Consider the following 19,936-nt stretch of genomic DNA (forward strand, 5'->3'; position numbering starts at 1 on the left):
GCCATGGAGGCCGCGCCACTGCTCGAGGTGAACAACATCGAGGTCGTCTACAACGACGTCATCCTCGTTCTGCGCGGCCTCTCGCTGAAAGTGCCCCAGGGCAAGATCGTTGCCCTGCTCGGCGCCAACGGTGCCGGCAAGTCAACGACACTGAAGGCGATCTCCGGCCTGCTCAAGACTGAGGAAGGCGAGGTCACCCGCGGCGAGATTCGCTTTGCCGGCGAACGGATCGATGGCGTCGACCCGCATATGATCGTGCGGCGCGGCATCTTCCAGGTGATGGAAGGGCGCCGCATCATCGCCGACATGACTTGCCTTGAGAATCTCCGTCTAGGCGCCTTCACCCGCAGCGACAACGAGGTGAAGCCGGATATCGAGCGGGTTTATGGTTACTTCCCGCGGCTGCGCGAACGGACCGGCCTTGCCGGCTACCTCTCGGGCGGCGAGCAGCAGATGCTCGCCATCGGTCGCGCACTGATGGCACGACCGAAGCTGATCCTGATGGACGAGCCGTCGATGGGCCTGTCGCCGCTGCTGGTGAAGGAGGTCTTCGCCATCATCCGCCGGCTGAACGAGGAACTCGGCATCACCATTCTGCTGGTCGAGCAGAATGCACGAATGGCCCTTTCCATCGCCACCTATGCCTATGTGATGGAACAGGGCAAGGTCGTGCTCGACGGTACGGCCGAGGCGCTGGCGAGCAATGAGGACGTGAAGGAGTTCTACCTCGGCGGTCATGGCGCCGAGCGCAAGAGCTTCAAGAACCTCAAAAGCTACAAGCGGAGGAAGCGGTGGCTCTAGCGAAGTATTTCGACGCGCTTGAGATCCGCAGCGCGGATGAGCGCGAGGCCGCGCAGGCCACGGCGCTGGCCCGGCAGGTCGCGCATGCCCGAGCCCATGCACCACATTATGCCACACTACCGGACGGGCCTCTCGCCAACCTGCCGGTGACGCGGAAGTCCGACCTCCTGGCGCAGCAATCGGCCAACCCGCCCTTCGGTGGCGTGGTGGCAACACCTTTCGATCAGCTCGCCCGCGTCTTCGCTTCCCCTGGGCCGATCTACGAGCCCGAGGCTGCGACGCCCGACTACTGGCGCTTTGCGCGGGCGCTGCACGCAACCGGCCTGCGAGCCGGCGAGTTGTTGCACAACTGCTTCGCCTATCACTTCACGCCTGCGGGCAGCATGCTCGAGAGCGGTGCGCGGGCGCTTGGCTGCCCGGTCTTTCCAGCCGGCACCGGCAATACGGAGTTGCAGGCCCAGGCTGCAGCGCAGTTGCGGCCGCGCTGCTACAGCGGCACGCCGGACTTCCTCAAGGCCATCCTGGAGAAGGGCGACGCACTTGGCCTCGACCTTTCATCGCTGACGCTCGGCCACGTCACCGGTGGTGCTTATTTGCCGAGCCTGCGAAGCTGGTATGCGGAGCGTGGCCTTACCGTGCTGCAAAGCTATGGCACAGCTGATCTCGGCCTCATCGCCTATGAAAGCGAGGCGCGCGAGGGCCTCATCATTGATGAAGGGGTCATAGTGGAGATCGTTCGGCCAGGCACCGGCGACCCCGTTCCGGATGGCGAGGTCGGGGAAATCGTTGTCACTACCGTCAACCCACATCATTCACTGATCCGATTTGCCACCGGTGACTTGTCCGCCATCCTGCCGGGGCAGTCACCGTGCGGCCGCACCAACCGGCGTATCCGCGGCTGGATGGGACGCGCGGATCAGGCAGCGAAGGTGCGTGGCATGTTCGTGCGGCCGGAGCAGGTCGCGGCGGTCCTGCGTGCGGTGCCGGGCGCGAGTAAGGCGCGGCTCGTCGTCTCGCTCGATGGAGAACGCGATGTCATGGTGCTGCGTGCCGAGGCGCCGGCGGAGGCGGCTTCGGCACTGGCGGATGCCTTGCAGGCCGCGACGAAATTGCGTGGCCAGGTTGAATGCGTCGCGCCCGGGACATTGCCGAATGATGGCAAGGTCATCGACGATGCGCGTCCGGTGCCGGGCTGATGCTGCCGCAGGGGGACAGCTACGAGGCGATCCGCAGCGCCTTCCGGTGGAAGGTGCCCGCTCGCTTCAACATCGCCGCTGCCTGCTGCGATCGCTGGGCGGATGGCAGTGGGCGCCTGGCGTTGCTGCATCTCCGCGCCGATGGCGGCACGGACCGCATCACCTTCGATTTGTTGCAAGCCGAGAGCAACCGGTTGGCCCATGTGCTGACGGCTCATGGCGTCCGTCCCGGTGACCGAGTGGGTGTTCTGCTGCCGCAAGTGCCGGAAGCAGCGATCGCGCATCTTGCCATCTACAAGCTTGGCGCGATCGCGGTGCCGCTGTTCCAGTTGTTCCAGGCGGAGGCGCTGGAGTACCGGCTGCGCGACTGCGGCGCCATAGCGCTGATAACGGATGCGGTCGGGCTGGCGAAGCTGTCGGGTCTCGACCTGCCGGCGCTTCGGCTGGTGCTGAGTGCGGATGGGACAGGGCAGGGCGCCCTCGACCTTCGTCTGGAGATGTCGCGGGCAAGCGACGCCTTCGCAACACGGGATACGGCGGCCGATGACCCTGCCGTCATCATTTATACCTCTGGCACCACCGGCGCGCCGAAGGGAGCGCTGCATGCGCATCGCGTGCTGCTTGGCCACCTGCCCGGTGTCGAGATGCCGCAGGATCTTTTCCCGCAGCCGAGCGACCTGTTCTGGACGCCTGCAGACTGGGCCTGGGTCGGCGGCCTGTTCGACGTTCTCCTGCCGAGCCTTTATCATGGTGTGCCGGTACTGGCCCATCGCATGGTGAAATTCGATCCGGAGTTCGCTTACAGGCTCATGGCCGAGCATGGCGTGCGCAATGCTTTCCTGCCGCCGACCGCCCTGAAAATGCTGCGCATGGTCCCCGATCCGACACGTTTCGGTGCCCGGCCACGCAGCATCGGCAGCGGCGGCGAGACGCTCGGTGCCGAGTTGCTCGACTGGGGGCGGGTGACCTTCGGCTGCACGATCAACGAATTTTATGGTCAGACCGAATGCAACCTCGTCATCTCCTCCTGCGCCACGCTGATGCCGCCGCGGCCCGGCTGGATGGGCCGTGCGGTGCCAGGGCACGAGGTCGCGGTGCTCGATGCCGAGGGCCATGTGCTGCCACCCGGCCAGCATGGTACCATCGCCATCCGCCGGCCCGATCCGGTGATGTTCCTCCGCTATTGGAACAAGCCTGAGGAAACCGCGGCCAAGTTCGTCGGCGACTGGTTGCTCACCGGCGATCAGGGCGAGCAGGACGGGGAAGGCTGGTTCCGCTTCATCGGCCGCGATGACGATATCATTACTTCTGCCGGCTATCGCATCGGCCCGGGCGAGATCGAAGATTGCCTCGCTGCGCATCCCGCCGTTGCCATGGCCGCCGTCATCGGCCTGCCCGACCCGCTGCGCACCGAGGCCGTCACCGCCATCATCCTCCCGGCGCCCGGTGTCACCGCGGATGATGCCTTGGCGCGTGCCCTACAGGACCATGTAAAGACGCGGCTCGCCGCGCATGTCTATCCGCGCGCGGTGCATTTCACCGATGCGCTGCCGCTCACCGCCACCGGCAAGGTGATGCGCGGCGAGCTGCGGCGCCGCTATACCAGGGGAGAGGGCTGATGCCCGGCAATGTCACCATCCCGAGCCTCGATCACGGGCTTGGCGAGGAGATCGATGCGCTGCGCGACAGCGTGCGCGGCTTCGCCGAGGGCCGCATCGCGCCGCTCGCCGCCGAGATCGATCGCACCGACGAGTTCCCTCGCCACCTTTGGCCGGAAATGGGTGCGCTCGGCCTGCATGGCATTACCGTCGATGAGGAGCATGGCGGTGCCAATATGGGCTATCTCGCCCATTGCGTGGCGATGGAGGAGGTGAGCCGCGCCAGCGCCTCGGTCGGCCTATCCTACGGTGCGCATTCGAACCTGTGCGTCAACCAGATCGCCCGCAACGGCAGCGCGGAGCAGAAGCGCCGTTATCTTCCGCAGCTCATCAATGGAGAGCATCTTGGCGCATTGGCGATGAGCGAGCCCGGCGCCGGCTCGGATGTCGTCTCGATGCGGCTGCGGGCGGACAAGCGGGGTGACCGGTACATCCTCAATGGTACCAAGCTGTGGATCACCAACGCGCATTATGCTGAGACGCTGGTGGTCTATGCCAAGACCGACCCGGAAGCCGGGCCGCGCGGCATCACCGCATTCCTGATCGAGAAGGGGTTCAAGGGCTTCCGTCCGGCGCAGAAGCTCGACAAGCTCGGCATGCGCGGTTCGCCGACTTCGGAACTGGTTTTCGAGGAGTGCGAGGTGCCGGAGGAGAATGTCCTCGGCCGCGTCAACGAGGGCGTGCGGGTGCTGATGTCCGGCCTCGACTACGAGCGCGCCGTGCTCGCGGCCGGGCCGCTCGGCATCATGCAGGCCGCGCTCGACATCGTCGTGCCCTATATCCATGAGCGGAAGCAGTTTGGCCAGGCGATCGGGGAGTTCCAGCTCATCCAGGGCAAGGTGGCCGACATGTACACGGCGCTGAACGCCTCCCGGGCTTATGTCTACGCCGTGGCCCGGTCCTGCGACCGCGGCCAGACGACGCGAAAGGATGCGGCCGGCGCCATCCTCTTCGCCGCCGAAGCCGCGACCCGCATCGCCCTCGATGCCATCCAGATCCTTGGCGGGATGGGCTATATCAACGAGACGCCGACCGGGCGGCTGTTACGCGACGCCAAGCTCTATGAGATCGGCGCCGGCACCAGCGAGATCCGCCGCATGTTGATCGGCCGCGAGCTGTTCCGCGAGACCGCATGAGCATCCTCACTTCCTCCATCGATACCCGCGGCGCGGAGTTCCGCGCCAATGCCGAGGCGATGCGGGCGCTGCTCGCGGAACTCGCCGGACACGCCGCGCAGGCCGCGCTCGGCGGGCCTGAGGCGGCGCGGCAGCGCCACGCCTCGCGCGGCAAGCTGCTGCCGCGCGAGCGCGTGGAACGGCTGCTTGACCCGGGCGCGCCCTTCCTCGAATTGTCGCCGCTCGCGGCGCATGGCCTCTATGGTGGCGAGGTTCCGGCCGGCGGCATCCTCACCGGAATCGGCCGCGTCGCCGGGCGCGAATGCATCATCGTCGCCAACGACGCGACGGTGAAGGGCGGCAGCTACTACCCGATCACTGTGAAGAAGCACCTGCGGGCGCAGGAGATCGCGCTGCAGAACCGCCTACCTTGCATCTATCTCGTCGACAGCGGCGGCGCCAACTTGCCGAACCAGGACGAGATCTTCCCCGACCGTGAGCATTTCGGCCGTATCTTCTACAACCAGGCCAATATGTCGGCGCTCGGCATCCCCCAGATCGCCGTAGTGATGGGCAGTTGCACCGCCGGCGGCGCTTATGTCCCGGCGATGTGCGACGAGGCCATCATCGTCAAAGAGCAGGGCACCATCTTCCTCGGCGGCCCGCCGCTGGTGAAGGCGGCGACGGGCGAGATCGTCAGCGCAGAGGATCTCGGAGGTGCCGATGTCCATACCCGCCTGTCCGGCGTCGCCGACCATTTCGCACTGGACGACATGCATGCGCTTGGCCTCGCGCGGCGCATCGTCGGCCGGCTGGGCCGGCAAGCACGGGCCAGCCTCGATCTCGCCGCGCCGATGCCGCCACGTTACGATCCGGCTGAGCTGCACGGCATCATCCCGCAGGATGTTCGCCAGCCCTATGACGTGCGGGAGATCATCGCCCGCATCGTCGATGGATCGGAGTTCGACGAGTTCAAGGCGCGCTACGGCGCGACACTGGTTTGCGGCTTCGCCCGCATCTGGGGCCATCCGGTCGGCATCCTCGCCAATAACGGCATCCTCTTCTCGGAGAGCGCACAGAAAGGCGCCCATTTCGTCGAGCTGTGCAGTCAGCGCGGCATCCCGCTGCTTTTCCTCCAGAACATCGCCGGATTCATGGTCGGGCGGAAATACGAGACGGGCGGCATCGCCAAGGACGGCGCCAAGCTCGTCACCGCCGTCGCCACCACCGCCGTGCCGAAATTCACCGTGCTGATCGGCGGCAGCTTCGGCGCCGGTAATTACGGGATGTGCGGCCGCGCCTATTCGCCGCGCCTGCTTTTCACCTGGCCGAACAGCCGAATCAGCGTCATGGGCGGGGAACAGGCGGCGAGCGTGCTGGCCACCCTCCGCCGCGACAATGTCGAAGCCAAGGGCGGCCAGTGGCCGGCCGAGGAGGAAGCCGCCTTCAAGGCGCCGATCCGCGCCCAGTACGAGGCGCAGGGCTCGCCCTGTTACGCTACCGCGCGGCTTTGGGACGACGGCATCATCGACCCGGCGCTGACGCGCGACGTGCTCGGCCTCGGCCTTTCCGCCGCCTGCAACGCGCCGATCGGGGAGACGCGCTTCGGCGTGTTCCGCATGTGATCAAGACGCTCCTCATTGCGAACCGCGGCGAAATCGCTTGCCGCATCATCCGCACGGCCCGCCGGATGGGCATCCGCAGCATCGCCGTCTTTTCCGAGGCGGATGCGAAAGCGCAGCATGTGCTGATGGCGGATGCCGCCTGGCCGATCGGCGGCTCGCGCGCGGCGGAGAGTTATCTCCGCATCGACCGCATCCTCGCCGCGGCGAAGGAAAGCGGCGCGGAGGCCATCCACCCCGGCTACGGCTTCCTCTCGGAGAATGCCGACTTCGCCGAGGCCTGCGCCACGGCCGGCATCGCCTTCGTCGGCCCGCCGCCGGCCGCCATCCGCGCCATGGGCAGCAAGGCGGAATCGAAGCGGCTGATGGAAGCCGCCGGCGTCCCCATCGTCCCCGGCTACCATGGCGAGGCGCAGGGGGAGGCGCGGCTGGCGGAGGAGGCGGCGCGCATCGGCTTCCCGGTGCTGATCAAGGCCAGCGCCGGCGGCGGCGGCAAGGGCATGCGCCCGGTCCTGGGTGCCGAGGATTTTCCCACCCAGCTCGCGGGCGCCCGGCGCGAAGCCAAGGCCGCCTTCGGCGACGACCGCGTGCTGCTGGAGCGCTACTTGCAAAGGCCGCGCCATGTCGAGGTGCAGGTCTTCGCTGACAGCCACGGCAATACCATCCACCTCCATACCCGCGACTGCTCCGTGCAGCGCCGCCACCAGAAGGTGCTGGAGGAGGCGCCGGCGCCCGACCTGCCGGAGGCGCTCCGCACCCGCCTGCACGAGGCCGCCATCGCCGCAGCGCGGGCGGTCGGCTATGTCTCGGCTGGCACGGTGGAGTTCATCGTCGAGGGCGAGGACGCCTTCTTCATGGAGATGAACACCCGGCTCCAGGTCGAGCACCCCGTCACGGAGATGGTGACCGGCCTCGATCTGGTCGAATGGCAGCTCCGCATCGCCGCTGGCGAGCGGCTGCCGCTCGGCGCCGCCCCGGCGCCGCATGGCCATAGCGTCGAGGTCCGACTCTATGCGGAGGATCCGGCACGGGACTTCCGCCCCTCCACTGGACCGCTGCGGCGCTTCCACCTGCCATCGCCGGCGCCCGATCTGCGGATCGAGAGTGGCGTCGTCGAGGGCGATGCCATCACCCCTTATTACGACCCGATGATCGCGAAGCTGGTCGCTTGGGGGCCGGACCGGCAAGCGGCGCTCACCCGGCTCTCCGCGGCCCTTGCGGAGTGCCGCATCGCCGGCATCGCCAGCAATCTCGGCTTCCTCGCGCGCCTCGCCGCGCATCCGGCTATGCTGGCGGCGCAGCTCGATACCGGCTTCGCCGGGCGCCACGCCGCTGCGCTGCAGCCGCCGCCTGGCCCGGCGCCGCGCATCGCCCTCGCCGCCGCGGCGCTCGACGCCCTGCTGCCATCCGCTGCCGCATCTCCGAACCCCTGGAACCGGCAGGATGGCTGGCGCCTTCAAGGCGCCGGCTCCCAACTGCTGATGCTGGCGGATGGCGAGGCGGTACATCGCCTGCGCCTCACCGCTTCCGGAGCGGGATGGGCGGGCGACCTGCTGCTCGCGGGGCGCCGCCTGGCGGACGGTGCCTTGCAGGTGGTGCTGGACGGCACCGCCCATCGCGTCCCCATCCTGCGCGACGGCGAGGCGGTGCAGGTAATGCTGCCCGAGGGCGAATGGACCCTCCGCTGGCTCGATCCCTACGCCCCGCCGGGCGGCGAGGCCGCCGGTGCCGGGCGGCTGTCCGCGCCGATCCCCGGCCGCGTTGTCCAGGTGCTTGTCCAGCCTGGCGAGTCCGTCACTCGCGGCCAGGTCCTCGCCGTGCTGGAGGCGATGAAGACCGAACTCCGCATCACCGCCCCGGCCGATGGCGTCGTCGCCCATATCGGCTGCGCGCCCGGCGACAGCGTGGAGGAAGGGGCAGAACTCGTCACCCTGGCCGCCGCCGATTGACCTCGCCCGGGGATGGGTTTCTCGTAGCGGAGGAAGCCCTTTCGGAACGGGATGAACGTCCTCAACGAAACCCGCCCCGCGATGCCCGCAGCGAGTCACGGCCCGGCAAGACGGCGGCGCTGGCTCCGCCGGCTGCGCTGGCCGGCGCTGGTTCTGGCCCTGCTGTTCCTGGCGCTCTGGGTGAATTGGTGGCTGCTCGTCGGGCGATGGCTGGAATCGACCGACAACGCCTACATCCAGGGAGATATCGCCACCCTCGCGCCGCGGATCGAGGGCCATGTCGCCGCCATCCTGGCGGTCGACCACCAGCGCGTCGCCGCCGGCGATCCGCTGATCGAGCTGGACCAGGGCCTGTGGCGCGCCCGGCTGGCGGAGGCGGAGGCCACGCTCGCCGAGGCGGTGGCCGGCATGGCGACGCTCCGCCAGCAGCTCGCCCAGCAGCGTGCCCAGATCGACAATGCCGAGGCCCAGCTCGAGCAGGCGCGCGCCGAGCAGATCCGCGCGCTGGCCGAAGCCCGCCGCGCCGGCACGCTCGTCGGCGCCGGCTGGACCAGCCGTCAGGCCAATGAGCGTGCGGTGGCCGACCAGCGCAAGGCCGATTCCGCCGTCGCCGCCGCCCTTGCCCAGCTGAGCGTCACCCGCCAGCAACTCGATGTGCTGGAGGCGATGCAGGTCCAGCAACAGGCCCGGCGCGACCAGGCCGCCGCCGCCGCCGAGCGCGCCCGGATCGACCTCGGCAACACCATCATTCGCGCGCCCTTCGACGGCATCGTCGGCAACCGCGCGGCGCAGCTCGGCCAGTTCGTCCGCACCGGCCAGCAGCTCATCGCCGTCGCGCCACCGCCGGAGCGGCAATGGGTGACGGCGAATTTCAAGGAGACGCAGCTGCCGCGCTTCCGCCCCGGCCAGCCGGTGCGGCTCGCGGTCGATGCCATTCCCGGCCTTGCGTTGCGGGCCCGGGTGGAGAGCCTCGCCCCGGCCACCGGCGCGCTCTTCAGCCTGCTGCCACCGGAGAATGCAACGGGGAATTTCACCAAGGTCGTGCAGCGCGTTCCCGTTCGCCTCGTCCTCGACCCGGCCGAGGCGGCACAGCTTGCCCTGCTGCGCCCTGGCCTCTCCGTCACCGCCGAGGTGGATACCCGTGCAGACCCCTCCGCTACGCGCGGCCTCTGGTCCGCGGCCGCCGCCCGCCTCGGGGCCTGGCGCGCCGTGCCGTGAGCGGCCCGAGCCTCCGCCACCGCATCGGCTTCGGCGCAACGGTCGTCGGGCTGTTCATGGCGATCCTCGACATTCAGATCGTCTCCGCCTCGCTCGCCGAGGTGCAGGCCGGTCTCGCCGCCGCGCCGGATGAGGCGAGCTGGATTCAGAGCAGCTACCTCATCGCCGAGATCGTGATGATTCCGCTCTCTGGCTTCCTTTCGCGCGCCATTTCCAGTCGCGTCCTCTTCACGCTGTCCTGCGCCGGCTTCACCCTCTTCTCCGGCGCCTGCGCCCTGGCCGACACGCTGCCTGCCATGGTCGTCGCGCGTGCGCTGCAAGGCTTCGTCGGCGGGGCGATGATCCCCATCTGCTTTTCCACCAGCTTCCTGCTCTATCCCGGCGCGGAGCGGGTGAAGATCAGCGTGCTCATCAGCCTCACCGCGACGCTGGCACCCACCATCGGCCCAAGCCTCGGCGGCTGGCTGACCCAGGCGCTCTCCTGGCACTGGCTCTTCCTTATCAACCTGCCGATCGGTACCGCCGTCGCCGTCACCGCCTGGCTCACCCTCGACATAGACCGGCCGGAGCCCGGCCTGCTTGCCCGCTTCGACTGGTGGGGGCTGCTGTTCATGGCGGGCTTCCTCGGCTCGGCCGAATACGTGATGGAGGAAGGCCCGCGCTGGGGCTGGTTCGACGATGCGGAGATCACGCATCTTGCCCTGGTTTGCGCCCTCTGCGGCGCACTCTTCCTCTGGCGCGCCCTCACCCGTGCCGAGCCGATCATCCAGCTCCGCGCCTTCCGCAACCGCAACTTCCTGATGGGCTGCCTGCTGAGCTGCGTCGTCGGAGTCGGGCTCTATGGCCTCGTCTACGTGCTGCCGCTCTTCCTCGCGCGCGTCCGCGGCTACGCCTCGATGCAGATCGGCGAGACGCTCTTCATCACCGGCCTCTGCATGTTCCTCTCGGCGCCGCTCGCCGGGCGGCTGGCGAAGCTGATGGACCTGCGGCTGCTGCTAGTCCTCGGCATGCTGCTCTTCATCGCCTCATGCCTTTGGATCGCACGGCTGACCAACCTCAGCGGCTTCTGGGAGATGGCGGTGCCGCTCGGCCTGCGCGGCACGGCGATGATCTTCATGTTCATGCCAATCAACCAGATCGCCTTCGGCACCCTGCCGCCGGCCGAGATCAAGAACGCCGCGGCGCTCTACAACCTGATGCGCAACCTGGGCGGTGCGCTCGGCTTGGCTGCGATCAACACCAGCGTCACCTGGCGCGGCGCGGCGCATCGCCAGCACCTGACGGAGCAGCTTGGTTGGGCGCGACCCAACGTTCCCGTCTGGCTGGACAACCTCGCGGCGCGCATCGCCCTCGTCCAGCCGGATGTGCCGGCCGATCTCGCTGCGCTCAGGCGCCTCCAGGGGTTGATGCAGCGGGAGGCGCTGGTGCTCGCCTACAACGACGTGCTGGTGCTGATGGCGATGCTCTTTCTGCTCGCCATCCCCTGCGTCGCCATCGTCGCCCGGCCGCGGACGGGGCCGGGCGGCCACTGAACCTCACCGCATCCGCAGCGGGTTCCGCAGCAGCAGCCCGGCGCCCCGCAGCGCGATGCCGAGATGCAGCGCCTCCGGCATCGCCGCATAGGCCTGGGCCGGTGGGACGTAGCGCAGCAGCAGGCCGAGCGCCTGGCTGCGGCAGCCCCGCTGCGCCAGCGCCATGGCTAGCAGCAACTCCGCCTCGCTCGGCGTCGCCCGTGGGCAGAGCAGGCAGGCGATGCCCGGCATGCCGCTGGCGCTCACCGCCCGCATCAGCGCATCGAGCGGGCGGAGCGCCGCCACGGCATCCTCGGCAATGAAGGGCAGCCGCATCGCCGCGAGGGTCGCGGCGCCGGTGCGGGCGGCCAGGGCCCATCGCCGCATGCCCTCCAGCAGCAGAGCCTCGGCCGGCGGCAGCTCGGCGGTCTCAGTATCGGCCCAGGGCCAGGCGGGAAGGCCATGTGTCGCCATATCGCTCTCTCCGACGCAGGAGAGGAGACTATCGCAACTGAGAACCATTCGCAAATAAGCGATGGCTGCTCACTCTATCGTGCCCGCCGGCGCAGCGGGGCAGGCGACGCCTCTGCCTCGTCCTCCTCCACTTCCAGTCGCTCCGCCGCTGGGCGCCAGACGGCATCCCAACGCCCCGGCCGCCCGGCGCGGCAGCGCAGCAGCTCCAGCCGCCATCGCGGATCGCCCAGGCCGGCGCTACCGCCACCGACCCGCCAACGCGTCGCCACGCTTGAATCACCCATATCCCGTCGCAGCAGCAGGCCCAGGCCGCCACCGGCCCCCGCTGCTTGCTGCAAGCGCCGCGCGACCATTGGCTCCACCCCATCGAGGCAGAGCACGGCGCCGGCGATGCCAGGGCTGCCAAGGCCTTCTTCCATCGCCCAGAGCGCATCCTCCGGCCGCACCGCCCGCACCAGGAGCAGGTCGGTGGGGGAGAGGCCGAAGCGGCCCAGCCCGGTCGGGAAGCCCTCCGCCGCGATCCAGAGCAGGCTGCCGCCCGCCACGGCCGCGGCTCGCGCCAACAGCAGGGCGCAGAACTCGGCCGCCGCTTCCGGCTCCTCCACCAGCACCTCATGGAGCGCCGCCCAAGGCAGGCCGCCACCCGGCAGTGCGGCGTTGATCGCCGGGCAGAGCGAAAGGCCACCAGCCGGGCTGGCGTGCCGTGCGGACCGCGCCGCCAGCGCCGCGCGCAGGGCCGGGCGGTCGAGCGAGGGCAAGGGGGTGTCGTCGGGGAAAGGGTTCATGCCGGGTTCGTCTTATGTTCCTGTGCGAGGTCCCCCGCGGTCAATCGCAAAACGCCCGATGCGGCATCGCAATGTCGCCAGCCCTCTTGAATCCAGCCCCAGACCGCGCGCAGATCATCCGAACGCCTGGAGATGGAATTGCATGAGCCCCACGCCGCCCGAACGAATCGTGGCCCGAACCGTGGACGGCCTCGCCGGTGCCATCGGCAACACGCCTCTCATCCGGCTCAGCCGTGCCAGCGCGGCGACGGGTTGCGAGATCCTTGGCAAGGCGGAGTTCATGCAGCCTGGCGGCAGTGTGAAGGACCGCGCCGGCCTCGGCATCATTGAGGACGCCGAGCGCCGCGGCCAGCTCATCCCCGGTGAGCCCGGCATCGTGGTCGAGGGCACAGCCGGCAACACCGGCATCGGCCTCACCCTTGTTGCCAATGCGCGCGGCTACCGCTCCATCATCGTCGTGCCGGAGACGCAGGCGAGGGAGAAGCTCGACTTCCTCCGCATGATCGGCGCCGACCTGCGCCTGATCCCGCCGAAACCCTACCGTGACCTGGGGCATTACGTGCACACTTCGCGCCGCATCGCCGAGGAGCTGGCCGCCGAGGGGAAGCGGGTGGTCTGGGCCAACCAGTTCGGCAACCTTGCCAATGCCGCCGCGCATGAGGCGACGACCGGCCCGGAGATCTGGGAGCAGACCGGCGGCCGCATCGATGCCTTCACCTGCGCCTGCGGCACCGGAGGCACGCTGGCCGGCGTCGCCCGCGCGCTGAAGGCGCAGAAGCCCGACATCCGCATCATCCTTGCCGACCCAATGGGCAGCGGCCTCTACAGCTGGGTGAAGACCGGCGAGGTGAAGGCCGAGGGCAACTCCATCACCGAAGGCATCGGCCAGGCGTCCACCGTGCCCGGCAATCTCGAGCAGGGCCGCGCCCTCATCGACGATGCCGTGCAGGTGACCGACCCGGTGGCGCTCGAGCAGGTCTACGACCTGCAACTCCATGAGGGGATTTCGGTTGGCGGGTCTGCCGGCATCAATGTCGCGGCAGCGATCGCGGTCGCGCGGCAAATGGGGCCGGGTCACACCATCGTCACTATCCTTTGCGATGGTGGAGCGCGCTATCAAAGCAAGATCTTCAACCCGGCGTTCTTGCGCGAGCGCGGCCTGCCGGTGCCAACCTGGCTCGAATAAGGGCGGTCCTATGGAAATCCTCGAACTTGCACGCACGATCCGGTCGCGCGATCCGGCTCGCCCGACCTGGATCGAGGCCGTCACCTGCTATGCCGGGCTGCATGCGGTGCTGCTGCACCGCCTCGCCCATCGCTTCTACCGCATGGGCTTCCGTACCCTGGCGCGCGCCGTGTCGCACACCAACCGCTTCATCACCGGCATCGAGATCCACCCCGGCGCCACCATCGGCCGTCGCCTCTTCATCGACCACGGCATGGGCGTCGTCATCGGCGAGACGGCAGAGATCGGCAATGATGTGCTGATCTACCACGGCGTGACGCTGGGCGGCCTGTCCGGGCAGCCTGGCAAGCGCCATCCGACCATTGGCAACGGCGTGGCGGTCGGCGCCGGCGCGCAGGTGCTCGGCCCCATCCGCGTCGGCGACAACGCCCGCATTGGTGCCAATGCCGTGGTTGTCGCCGAGGTGCCGGTCGGCGAGACCGTGGTCGGCATACCTGCGCGTCCGCCGCAGGAGCTTCACGTGCTGCCGACCCGCCGTGCGCCGAGCCCCGGCTACGGCCTGCTCGACGCGCCCTGCGACCCGGTGGGGGAGGAACTTGCCGAGCTGCGCGCCGAGGTTGCCATGCTTCGCAACGAGATGGCCCTGCTGCGCGGCCAGCAACGGCAGGTAAACGTGTCAGCCGCTGAATAGCGGCTGGAACCGGCGGCGCTGCGCCCTATCTCCTTCTCCGTAACATGGAAGGGAGAGAGCCCATGGCGAGTATCCATCGCAGCGCCAGCGCGCATTGGCAGGGCAGCGGCAAGGAGGGCACCGGCAGCCTCACCACCCAGTCCGGTGTGCTCAAGGACAGCCAGTACGGCTTCAAGACCCGCTTCGAGAACGGCCCCGGCACCAATCCGGAGGAGCTGATTGCCGCTGCCCATGCCGGTTGCTTCACCATGGCGCTGGCCTTCCAGCTCTCGGGCGCAGGGCATGAGCCGCAGGCGCTCGACACTTCCGCCAAGGTGTCGCTCGAGCAGGAAGGCTCCGGCTGGAAGATCGCCGCGGTGGCGCTGACGCTGAAGGCCAAGGTTCCCGGCCTGTCGCAGGAGGAGTTCCGGAAGCTCGCCGATGCCGCCAAGGCTGGCTGCCCCGTCTCCAAGGTGCTGAACGCCAGCATCACCCTCGACGCCACGCTGGACTCCTAGGCTACACTCCCCGTCAACGACGGGGAGGATTTCATGCTCGAGACTGGCGCGCGCGCCCGGCGCAACACCATCGGCGATGCGCTGGGACGCGCGGCAGGCCGCTTCCGCGAGCGCCAGGCGCTCCGCTATGCCGACCGCGCCTGGAGCTATGCGAGCCTGGACCAGGCCGCCTCCCGCATCGGCCGCTGCCTGCTGGCGTCGGGCCTCGCACCGGGCGATCGCGTCGTCGCCTATGGCCGCAATTCGGATGCCTACCTGCTGCTCTGGCTCGGCTGCGCCCGCGCCGGACTCGTGCATGTGCCGATCAACTTCGCCCTGACGGTGAAGGAGGTCGAATACGTTCTCCGCCAGTCGGGTGCCGCGCTGCTGCTGCATCAGCCGGCGCTCGCCGCCACGGCTGAGGCCGCCCGCGCCACGGTGACGGGCGTCCGCGGTGGCACCATCGATGCCGGGGAGGGGCCGCTCGACATCCTTGCCGCTGCGCTCGACCCAGGCTGGGACCAGGACGAGCCGCTGGGCGAGACGGTGCTGGACGAGAACCTGGTCCAGATCATGTACACCTCCGGCACCACCGGAGCCCCGAAGGGCGCGATGATGTCCCATCGCGGCCTGCTTGCCGAATATGCCAGCTGCATCATCGAGCTGGAGATGCAGCGCGAGGACCGTTCGCTCGCCGCCCTGCCGCTCTACCACACGGCGCAGATGCATGCCTTCACCATGCCGCAACTGCTCGCCGGCATCCCGACCCTGCTGATCGATGCCCCCGTCGCCGCCACCTGCCTGGAGCTGATCGAGCGCGAGCGCATCACCGCCTTCTTCGCGCCGCCAACGGTCTGGATCACGCTGCTGCAGCACCCGGATTTCGGCGCCCGCGACCTGTCCTGCCTGCGCAAGGTCTATTACGGCGCGAGCATCATGCCCGTGCCCGTGCTGCAGGATCTGCGCGCCCGCCTCCCCGGTTCACGCCCCTTCAACTGCTACGGCCAGACCGAGATCGCCCCGCTGGCGACCGTCCTCCGCCCGGAAGAGCACGAGGCCCGCCCTGGCTCCATCGGCCGCCCCGTCCTCAACGTCGAGACCCGTGTCGTCGATGTGGACATGCGCGATGTAGCCCCTGGCGAGCGCGGCGAGGTCGTCCACCGCTCGCCGCAACTCCTCCTCGGCTACTGGAACATGCCGGAGGAGACGGCCCGCGCCTTCGGGGGCGGCTGGTTCCACAGCGGCGACGTGGCGACGATCGACGAAGAGGGCTATCTCGCCATCGTCGACCGCACCAAGGATCTCATCAATACCGGCGGCGTGCTGGTGGCGAGCCGCGAGGTGGAGGAGGCTCTCTTCACCCACCCCGCCGTCGCCGAGGTCGCCGTCATCGCGGTGCCCGACCCGAAATGGATCGAGGCCGTCGCCGCCGTGGTCGTCCCCCGCGCCGATGCGCCACCCGATATAGAGGCCGTGCTGCTAGCCCATGCGCGCGGGCTGCTCGCTCCTTACAAGCTACCGAAGCGCATCATCATCGCCGAGTCGCTGCCGAAGAACACCGCCGGCAAGCTGTTGAAGCGTGAGCTGCGGCAGATGTATGCCGGTACGGCAAGCGGCGCCCTCGGCGCAGGGTGACGCGCGCGCGCGGCCTCGCTATGGTCGCGCGCTACGAGAGGGGATGGAGACCAGGGCATGACGCAGGCAAGGCGAACTGAGGCGCGGCTCGGCGGGCATATCCTGGCCGATGCGCTGGTGGCGCAGGGCGTCAGCCACGCCTTCTGCGTGCCCGGCGAGAGTTATCTCGACCTGCTCGACGGGCTCTACGCCCAGCGCAATCGCATCCAGCTCGTCACCTGCCGCTTCGAGGCGGGTGCGGTCCATATGGCGGAGGCCTATGGCAAGCTGACCGGCAAGCCTGGCGTCGCCATCGTCACCCGCGGCCCCGGCGCCTGTCATGCCGCGATCGGCGTGCATGTCGCCTACCAGGACTCGACGCCGCTGGTGCTGCTGATCGGCCAGATTCCCTTCGAGGAGACCGACCGGGAGAGCTTCCAGGAGGTCGACTACCGCAAGATGTTCGCGCCGCTCGCCAAGTGGGTGACGCAGATCGACGATGCATCGCGCATCCCGGAGCTGATGGCGCATGCCTTTGACGTCGCCACCTCCGGCCGGCCCGGCCCGGTGGTGGTGGCGATCTCCGAGGAGATGCAGAAGGAGATGGCGTCGGTGCCGGATATCGGCCCCGCCCAGATTGCCCCTGCGCATCCCTCGCCCGCCGCCATGGAGCGGATGATGGCGATGCTGGCTGGCGCCAAGCGCCCGCTCGCGGTGCTCGGCGGCGGCGGTGGCTGGACGCCGGAAGGCCGCGCCGACATCCGCGACTTCCTTCGCGCCAACGACATCCCCGTCGCGGTCAGCTTCCGCCGTCAGGGCCTCTACGACAACACCCTGCCGACATTCGCTGGTGACCTCGGCGTCGGCGCCGATGCCACGCTGGTGGCGAAGGCGAAGGAAAGCGACCTCTTCCTCGCCATCGGCACCCGCATCGGCGAGACAGTCTCGCAAGGCTACACCCTCTTCGACATGGCGGGCGGGACGCCGATCATCCACGCCTATCCCGACCAGTCGGAGATCGGGCGCGTCTACCGCCCGGCCCTCGGCATCACCACGGACATGAATGCCTTCGCCGCCGCCGCCAAGGCCATGCCGCCTGTCTCCAGCCCGGCCTGGTCCGGCTGGCGCGCCGAGCTGCGCGCGGCGCGGGAGACACAAGCCACGCCCGGCGAGTACGAGGGCCCGCTCAATCTCGCCGTCGCGCTCCAGGCGCTGGAGAAGGCGCTGCCGCCCGACACCATCTTCACCACCGATGCCGGCAATTTCGCCACTTGGCCGACGCGCTTCATGCATGTCTCGGAAGGCCAGGACTTCCTTGGCCCGACCAATGGCGCGATGGGCTACAGCGTCCCGGCCGCGATCGGCGCCAAGATCGTCCATCCGGGACGGACGGTGATCTCCTTCGTCGGCGATGGCGGCTTCCTGATGACAGGCCAGGAGATCGCCACCGCCTTCCACCACTCGGTCAACCCGATCATCCTGGTCTTCAACAACCAGATGTACGGCACCATTCGTATGCACCAGGAGCGGCACTATCCCGGCCGCGTCTCCGCCACCACGCTCACCAATCCGGATTTCGCCAAATTCATCGACAGCTTCGGCGGCCATGGCGAGGTGGTGGAGGCGACCGAGGAGCTGGTGCCTGCCGTGCAGCGTGCGATCGCCTCCGGCAAGCCGGCGGTGGTGGAGGTGCGGACCAACCCGGAGCAGGTGACCAACCGCTCGACTATTGCCCAGCTGCGCGAGCAGGCGCGCAAGGCGGCGGCGAAGGCGCCCGCGGCGCAACCGGCGCGGGTACCGGCGCCGCGGCGCGTCGGGCCGCGGACACGGTAAGGCGGTGGGGACTTACCGCCCCACCGCATAACCCTGCATGCCTCGCGGGTTGGCGCCCGCGAGGATCTGGCCATCCGCCTCCAGCCGCGCGCCGGTGAGCCGTCCCTCGGACCACTCGCCGCCCATCTCGGCGGCATGGCCGCGGGCTGTCAGCTCATCGAGCACCGCCGGCGCGTAGCGCCCCTCCAGCACCAGCTTCCCCGGCCGGGCGCCGCGCGGCCAGAAGCTGCTGATCCAGTGCTCGCTATGGAAGCTCGGCAGGTCAATCGCCTGCTGGATGCCGAAGCCATGGTCGAGCATCCGCGCCAGCATGATCGGCTGCCACTGGTCCTGCTGCTCGCCGCCCGGCGTGCCGAAGCTCATCCAGGGCTTGCCCTCGCGCAGCATTAGGCTCGGCGACAGCGTCGTCCGCGGCCGCTTGCCCGGCTTCAGCCCGTTCGGCAGCGTTTCGTCGAGCCAGAACATCTGGCAGCGCGAGCCAAGGCAGAAGCCGAGGCCGGGGATCGCCGGCGAACTCTGCAGCCAGCCGGCCGAGGGCGTTGCACTGACGAAATTCCCCCACTGGTCGATCACGTCAATATGGCAGGTATCCCCGCCCGAGGCACCGAGCCGGGAGACGGTCGGCTCTCCAGTCCCTGCCGCCATGGTGAGTGCCCCGGCCCGCTGCACCGCGGCCGCGTAATCCGTCCGCGGCGCCCGTCCGTCCGGCGAGCCCGGGCGGAACTCGTTATTCGCCTCACGCCCGATCAGCGCCCGCCGCGCCGCATTGTATTCCGCCGACAGCAGCGTCCCCATCGGCACATCGATGAAATCCGGGTCGCCATAGAAGGCCTCGCGGTCGGCAAAGGCCAGCTTCATCGCCTCGGCGACGGTGTGGACGAACTCCGCCCCGACCGTGTCCATCCTTGCCACATCGAACCCTTCGAGCAGGGCGAGGGTCTGCAGCATCGCCGGCCCCTGGCTCCAGGGACCGCATTTCAGCACGGTATGTCCGCGATAGTGCCCGGCGAGCGGCTGCTCCACGCCCGCACGCCAGCCGGCCATATCCTGCCCCGTCAGCAGGGCATGGTGCCGCCGGCCAGAGGTGTCGAGCGCGGCGAACTCGCGGCCAAAGCGGTCGATCGCCTCGGCGACGAAGCCGCCATACCAGATGTTGCGCGCCGCCTCGATCTGTCCCTCGCGGTCGCTGCTCGCTGCCTCCGCCTCGCGCACCACCCGAGCATAGGTCTTGGCCAGTTCCGGATTGGTGTAGAGCCCGCCCGGCGTGAGCCCCTTCAGCCAGAGCGCGGCCGAAGTCTTCCACTCCGTCTCGAAAAGCGGCCGCACCGTCTCGATCGTCGCGCAGATGCGCCCGACCACATGCGCCCCGCGCGCCGCATAGCTGATGGCGTAGTCGAGCACGTCGCGCAGCCGCCAGGTGCCGTGGTCGCGCAGCATCAGCGCCCAGGCATCGAAGGCCCCCGGGATCGGCGCGCAAAGAAAGCCCGTGCCCGGCACGATATCGAGGCCCAGCTCGTCCTTCAGCTTGCCGACGGTCATCGCCGCCGGCGCCGGCCCCTGGCCGCAGATCACCTGCTGCGCGCCGAGCTTCGCGCTGTGCAGGATGATGGGACAGTCGCCCCCCGGCCCGTTCAGATGCGGCTCGACGATCTGCAGGGTGAAGCCCGCGGCGCAGGCGGCGTCGAAGGCGTTGCCGCCCCGCTCCAGCACCGACATGCCGACCTGCGAGGCGATCCAGTGCGTGGTGGCGACGGCGCCGAAGGTGCCGGCGATCTCGGGCCGCGTCGTGAACATGCTGTGGCGCTCT

Annotated in this window: 16 protein-coding genes; 13 read left to right on the forward strand and 3 right to left on the reverse strand. The window is 69.0% G+C overall.

Going from position 1 to position 19,936, the window contains the following annotated elements; all coding sequences use genetic code 11:
* Positions 1–3: 3 nt before the first annotated feature.
* Genes JMJ56_RS21450 through JMJ56_RS21485 form a run of 8 tightly spaced genes read left to right on the forward strand, consistent with a single transcriptional unit; the run spans position 4 to position 11,091 of the window.
* Entirely contained in the window at positions 4–801 is a 798-nt protein-coding gene (locus JMJ56_RS21450) for an ABC transporter ATP-binding protein (RefSeq protein ID WP_202833821.1), read from the forward strand.
* Positions 792–1,997 (forward strand): phenylacetate--CoA ligase family protein, encoded by a 1,206-nt coding sequence (locus JMJ56_RS21455; RefSeq protein WP_202833822.1) that lies wholly within the window; start codon positions 792–794, stop codon positions 1,995–1,997. The genes JMJ56_RS21450 and JMJ56_RS21455 overlap by 10 nt, the downstream gene beginning before the upstream one ends.
* On the forward strand, positions 1,997–3,616 hold the full coding sequence (locus JMJ56_RS21460) for an acyl-CoA synthetase (RefSeq protein WP_202833823.1): 1,620 nt from the start codon (positions 1,997–1,999) through the stop codon (positions 3,614–3,616). Before JMJ56_RS21455 ends, JMJ56_RS21460 begins: the two co-directional genes overlap by 1 nt.
* Positions 3,616–4,791, forward strand: coding sequence for an isovaleryl-CoA dehydrogenase (locus tag JMJ56_RS21465; protein WP_202833824.1), 1,176 nt, complete (start codon positions 3,616–3,618; stop codon positions 4,789–4,791). The genes JMJ56_RS21460 and JMJ56_RS21465 overlap by 1 nt, the downstream gene beginning before the upstream one ends.
* Positions 4,788–6,395, forward strand: coding sequence for a carboxyl transferase domain-containing protein (locus tag JMJ56_RS21470; protein WP_202833825.1), 1,608 nt, complete (start codon positions 4,788–4,790; stop codon positions 6,393–6,395). Before JMJ56_RS21465 ends, JMJ56_RS21470 begins: the two co-directional genes overlap by 4 nt.
* Positions 6,392–8,341: an acetyl/propionyl/methylcrotonyl-CoA carboxylase subunit alpha gene (locus JMJ56_RS21475; RefSeq protein ID WP_202833826.1), complete on the forward strand. Its 1,950-nt coding sequence runs from the start codon at positions 6,392–6,394 to the stop codon at positions 8,339–8,341. Before JMJ56_RS21470 ends, JMJ56_RS21475 begins: the two co-directional genes overlap by 4 nt.
* 51 nt (positions 8,342–8,392) lie before the next feature.
* Complete coding sequence (locus JMJ56_RS21480; protein ID WP_202833827.1) at positions 8,393–9,559, forward strand: HlyD family secretion protein; 1,167 nt, start codon at positions 8,393–8,395, stop codon at positions 9,557–9,559.
* A complete protein-coding gene (locus JMJ56_RS21485) occupies positions 9,556–11,091 on the forward strand; it encodes a DHA2 family efflux MFS transporter permease subunit (RefSeq protein ID WP_328702444.1) in 1,536 nt (511 codons plus the stop codon). Before JMJ56_RS21480 ends, JMJ56_RS21485 begins: the two co-directional genes overlap by 4 nt.
* Before the next feature lie 3 nt (positions 11,092–11,094).
* Here the strand turns inward: JMJ56_RS21485 and JMJ56_RS21490 are convergent, their stop codons facing one another.
* Both JMJ56_RS21490 and JMJ56_RS21495 read right to left on the reverse strand, forming a co-directional pair.
* Positions 11,095–11,544 carry a hypothetical protein gene (locus tag JMJ56_RS21490; protein ID WP_202833828.1) on the reverse strand — a complete coding sequence of 150 codons (450 nt, stop codon included), beginning with the start codon at positions 11,542–11,544 and terminating at the stop codon, positions 11,095–11,097.
* Positions 11,545–11,618: 74 nt separating this feature from the next.
* Positions 11,619–12,329: an ImuA family protein gene (locus JMJ56_RS21495; RefSeq protein ID WP_202833829.1), complete on the reverse strand. Its 711-nt coding sequence runs from the start codon at positions 12,327–12,329 to the stop codon at positions 11,619–11,621.
* Between the two features lie 142 nt (positions 12,330–12,471).
* Between JMJ56_RS21495 and JMJ56_RS21500 the strand changes: the two genes are divergently transcribed.
* The 5 genes from JMJ56_RS21500 to JMJ56_RS21520 all read left to right on the forward strand — a co-directional run bounded on the left by JMJ56_RS21500 (position 12,472) and on the right by JMJ56_RS21520 (position 18,129).
* On the forward strand, positions 12,472–13,515 hold the full coding sequence (locus tag JMJ56_RS21500) for a cysteine synthase A (RefSeq protein ID WP_202833830.1): 1,044 nt from the start codon (positions 12,472–12,474) through the stop codon (positions 13,513–13,515).
* A 10-nt stretch (positions 13,516–13,525) separates the two neighbouring features.
* A complete protein-coding gene (gene cysE, locus JMJ56_RS21505) occupies positions 13,526–14,206 on the forward strand; it encodes a serine O-acetyltransferase (protein ID WP_202833831.1) in 681 nt (226 codons plus the stop codon).
* 62 nt (positions 14,207–14,268) lie between these two features.
* A complete protein-coding gene (locus tag JMJ56_RS21510) occupies positions 14,269–14,703 on the forward strand; it encodes an OsmC family protein (protein WP_202833832.1) in 435 nt (144 codons plus the stop codon).
* A 33-nt stretch (positions 14,704–14,736) separates the two neighbouring features.
* On the forward strand, positions 14,737–16,317 hold the full coding sequence (locus JMJ56_RS21515) for a fatty acyl-CoA synthetase (RefSeq protein WP_202833833.1): 1,581 nt from the start codon (positions 14,737–14,739) through the stop codon (positions 16,315–16,317).
* A 57-nt stretch (positions 16,318–16,374) separates the two neighbouring features.
* Positions 16,375–18,129, forward strand: coding sequence for a thiamine pyrophosphate-dependent enzyme (locus JMJ56_RS21520; RefSeq protein WP_202833834.1), 1,755 nt, complete (start codon positions 16,375–16,377; stop codon positions 18,127–18,129).
* 12 nt (positions 18,130–18,141) lie between these two features.
* Here the strand turns inward: JMJ56_RS21520 and JMJ56_RS21525 are convergent, their stop codons facing one another.
* Positions 18,142–19,923 (reverse strand): gamma-glutamyltransferase family protein, encoded by a 1,782-nt coding sequence (locus JMJ56_RS21525; RefSeq protein WP_202833835.1) that lies wholly within the window; start codon positions 19,921–19,923, stop codon positions 18,142–18,144.
* Positions 19,924–19,936: the final 13 nt, after the last annotated feature.

Origin of the sequence: Belnapia arida, from assembly GCF_016773205.1 — a bacterium.
In the GTDB taxonomy this organism is placed as follows: Bacteria; Pseudomonadota; Alphaproteobacteria; order Acetobacterales; family Acetobacteraceae; genus Belnapia; species Belnapia arida.

Coding starts and splice junctions, on each gene's coding strand:
- JMJ56_RS21450 (WP_202833821.1), top strand. CDS start 4: ATGGAGGCCGCGCCACTGCTCGAGGTGAACAACATCGAGGTCGTCTAC.
- JMJ56_RS21460 (WP_202833823.1), top strand. CDS start 1,997: ATGCTGCCGCAGGGGGACAGCTACGAGGCGATCCGCAGCGCCTTCCGG.
- JMJ56_RS21465 (WP_202833824.1), top strand. CDS start 3,616: ATGCCCGGCAATGTCACCATCCCGAGCCTCGATCACGGGCTTGGCGAG.
- JMJ56_RS21470 (WP_202833825.1), top strand. CDS start 4,788: ATGAGCATCCTCACTTCCTCCATCGATACCCGCGGCGCGGAGTTCCGC.
- JMJ56_RS21480 (WP_202833827.1), top strand. CDS start 8,393: ATGAACGTCCTCAACGAAACCCGCCCCGCGATGCCCGCAGCGAGTCAC.
- JMJ56_RS21490 (WP_202833828.1), bottom strand. CDS start 11,544: ATGGCGACACATGGCCTTCCCGCCTGGCCCTGGGCCGATACTGAGACC.
- JMJ56_RS21495 (WP_202833829.1), bottom strand. CDS start 12,329: ATGAACCCTTTCCCCGACGACACCCCCTTGCCCTCGCTCGACCGCCCG.
- JMJ56_RS21500 (WP_202833830.1), top strand. CDS start 12,472: ATGAGCCCCACGCCGCCCGAACGAATCGTGGCCCGAACCGTGGACGGC.
- cysE (WP_202833831.1), top strand. CDS start 13,526: ATGGAAATCCTCGAACTTGCACGCACGATCCGGTCGCGCGATCCGGCT.
- JMJ56_RS21510 (WP_202833832.1), top strand. CDS start 14,269: ATGGCGAGTATCCATCGCAGCGCCAGCGCGCATTGGCAGGGCAGCGGC.
- JMJ56_RS21515 (WP_202833833.1), top strand. CDS start 14,737: ATGCTCGAGACTGGCGCGCGCGCCCGGCGCAACACCATCGGCGATGCG.
- JMJ56_RS21520 (WP_202833834.1), top strand. CDS start 16,375: ATGACGCAGGCAAGGCGAACTGAGGCGCGGCTCGGCGGGCATATCCTG.
- JMJ56_RS21525 (WP_202833835.1), bottom strand. CDS start 19,923: ATGTTCACGACGCGGCCCGAGATCGCCGGCACCTTCGGCGCCGTCGCC.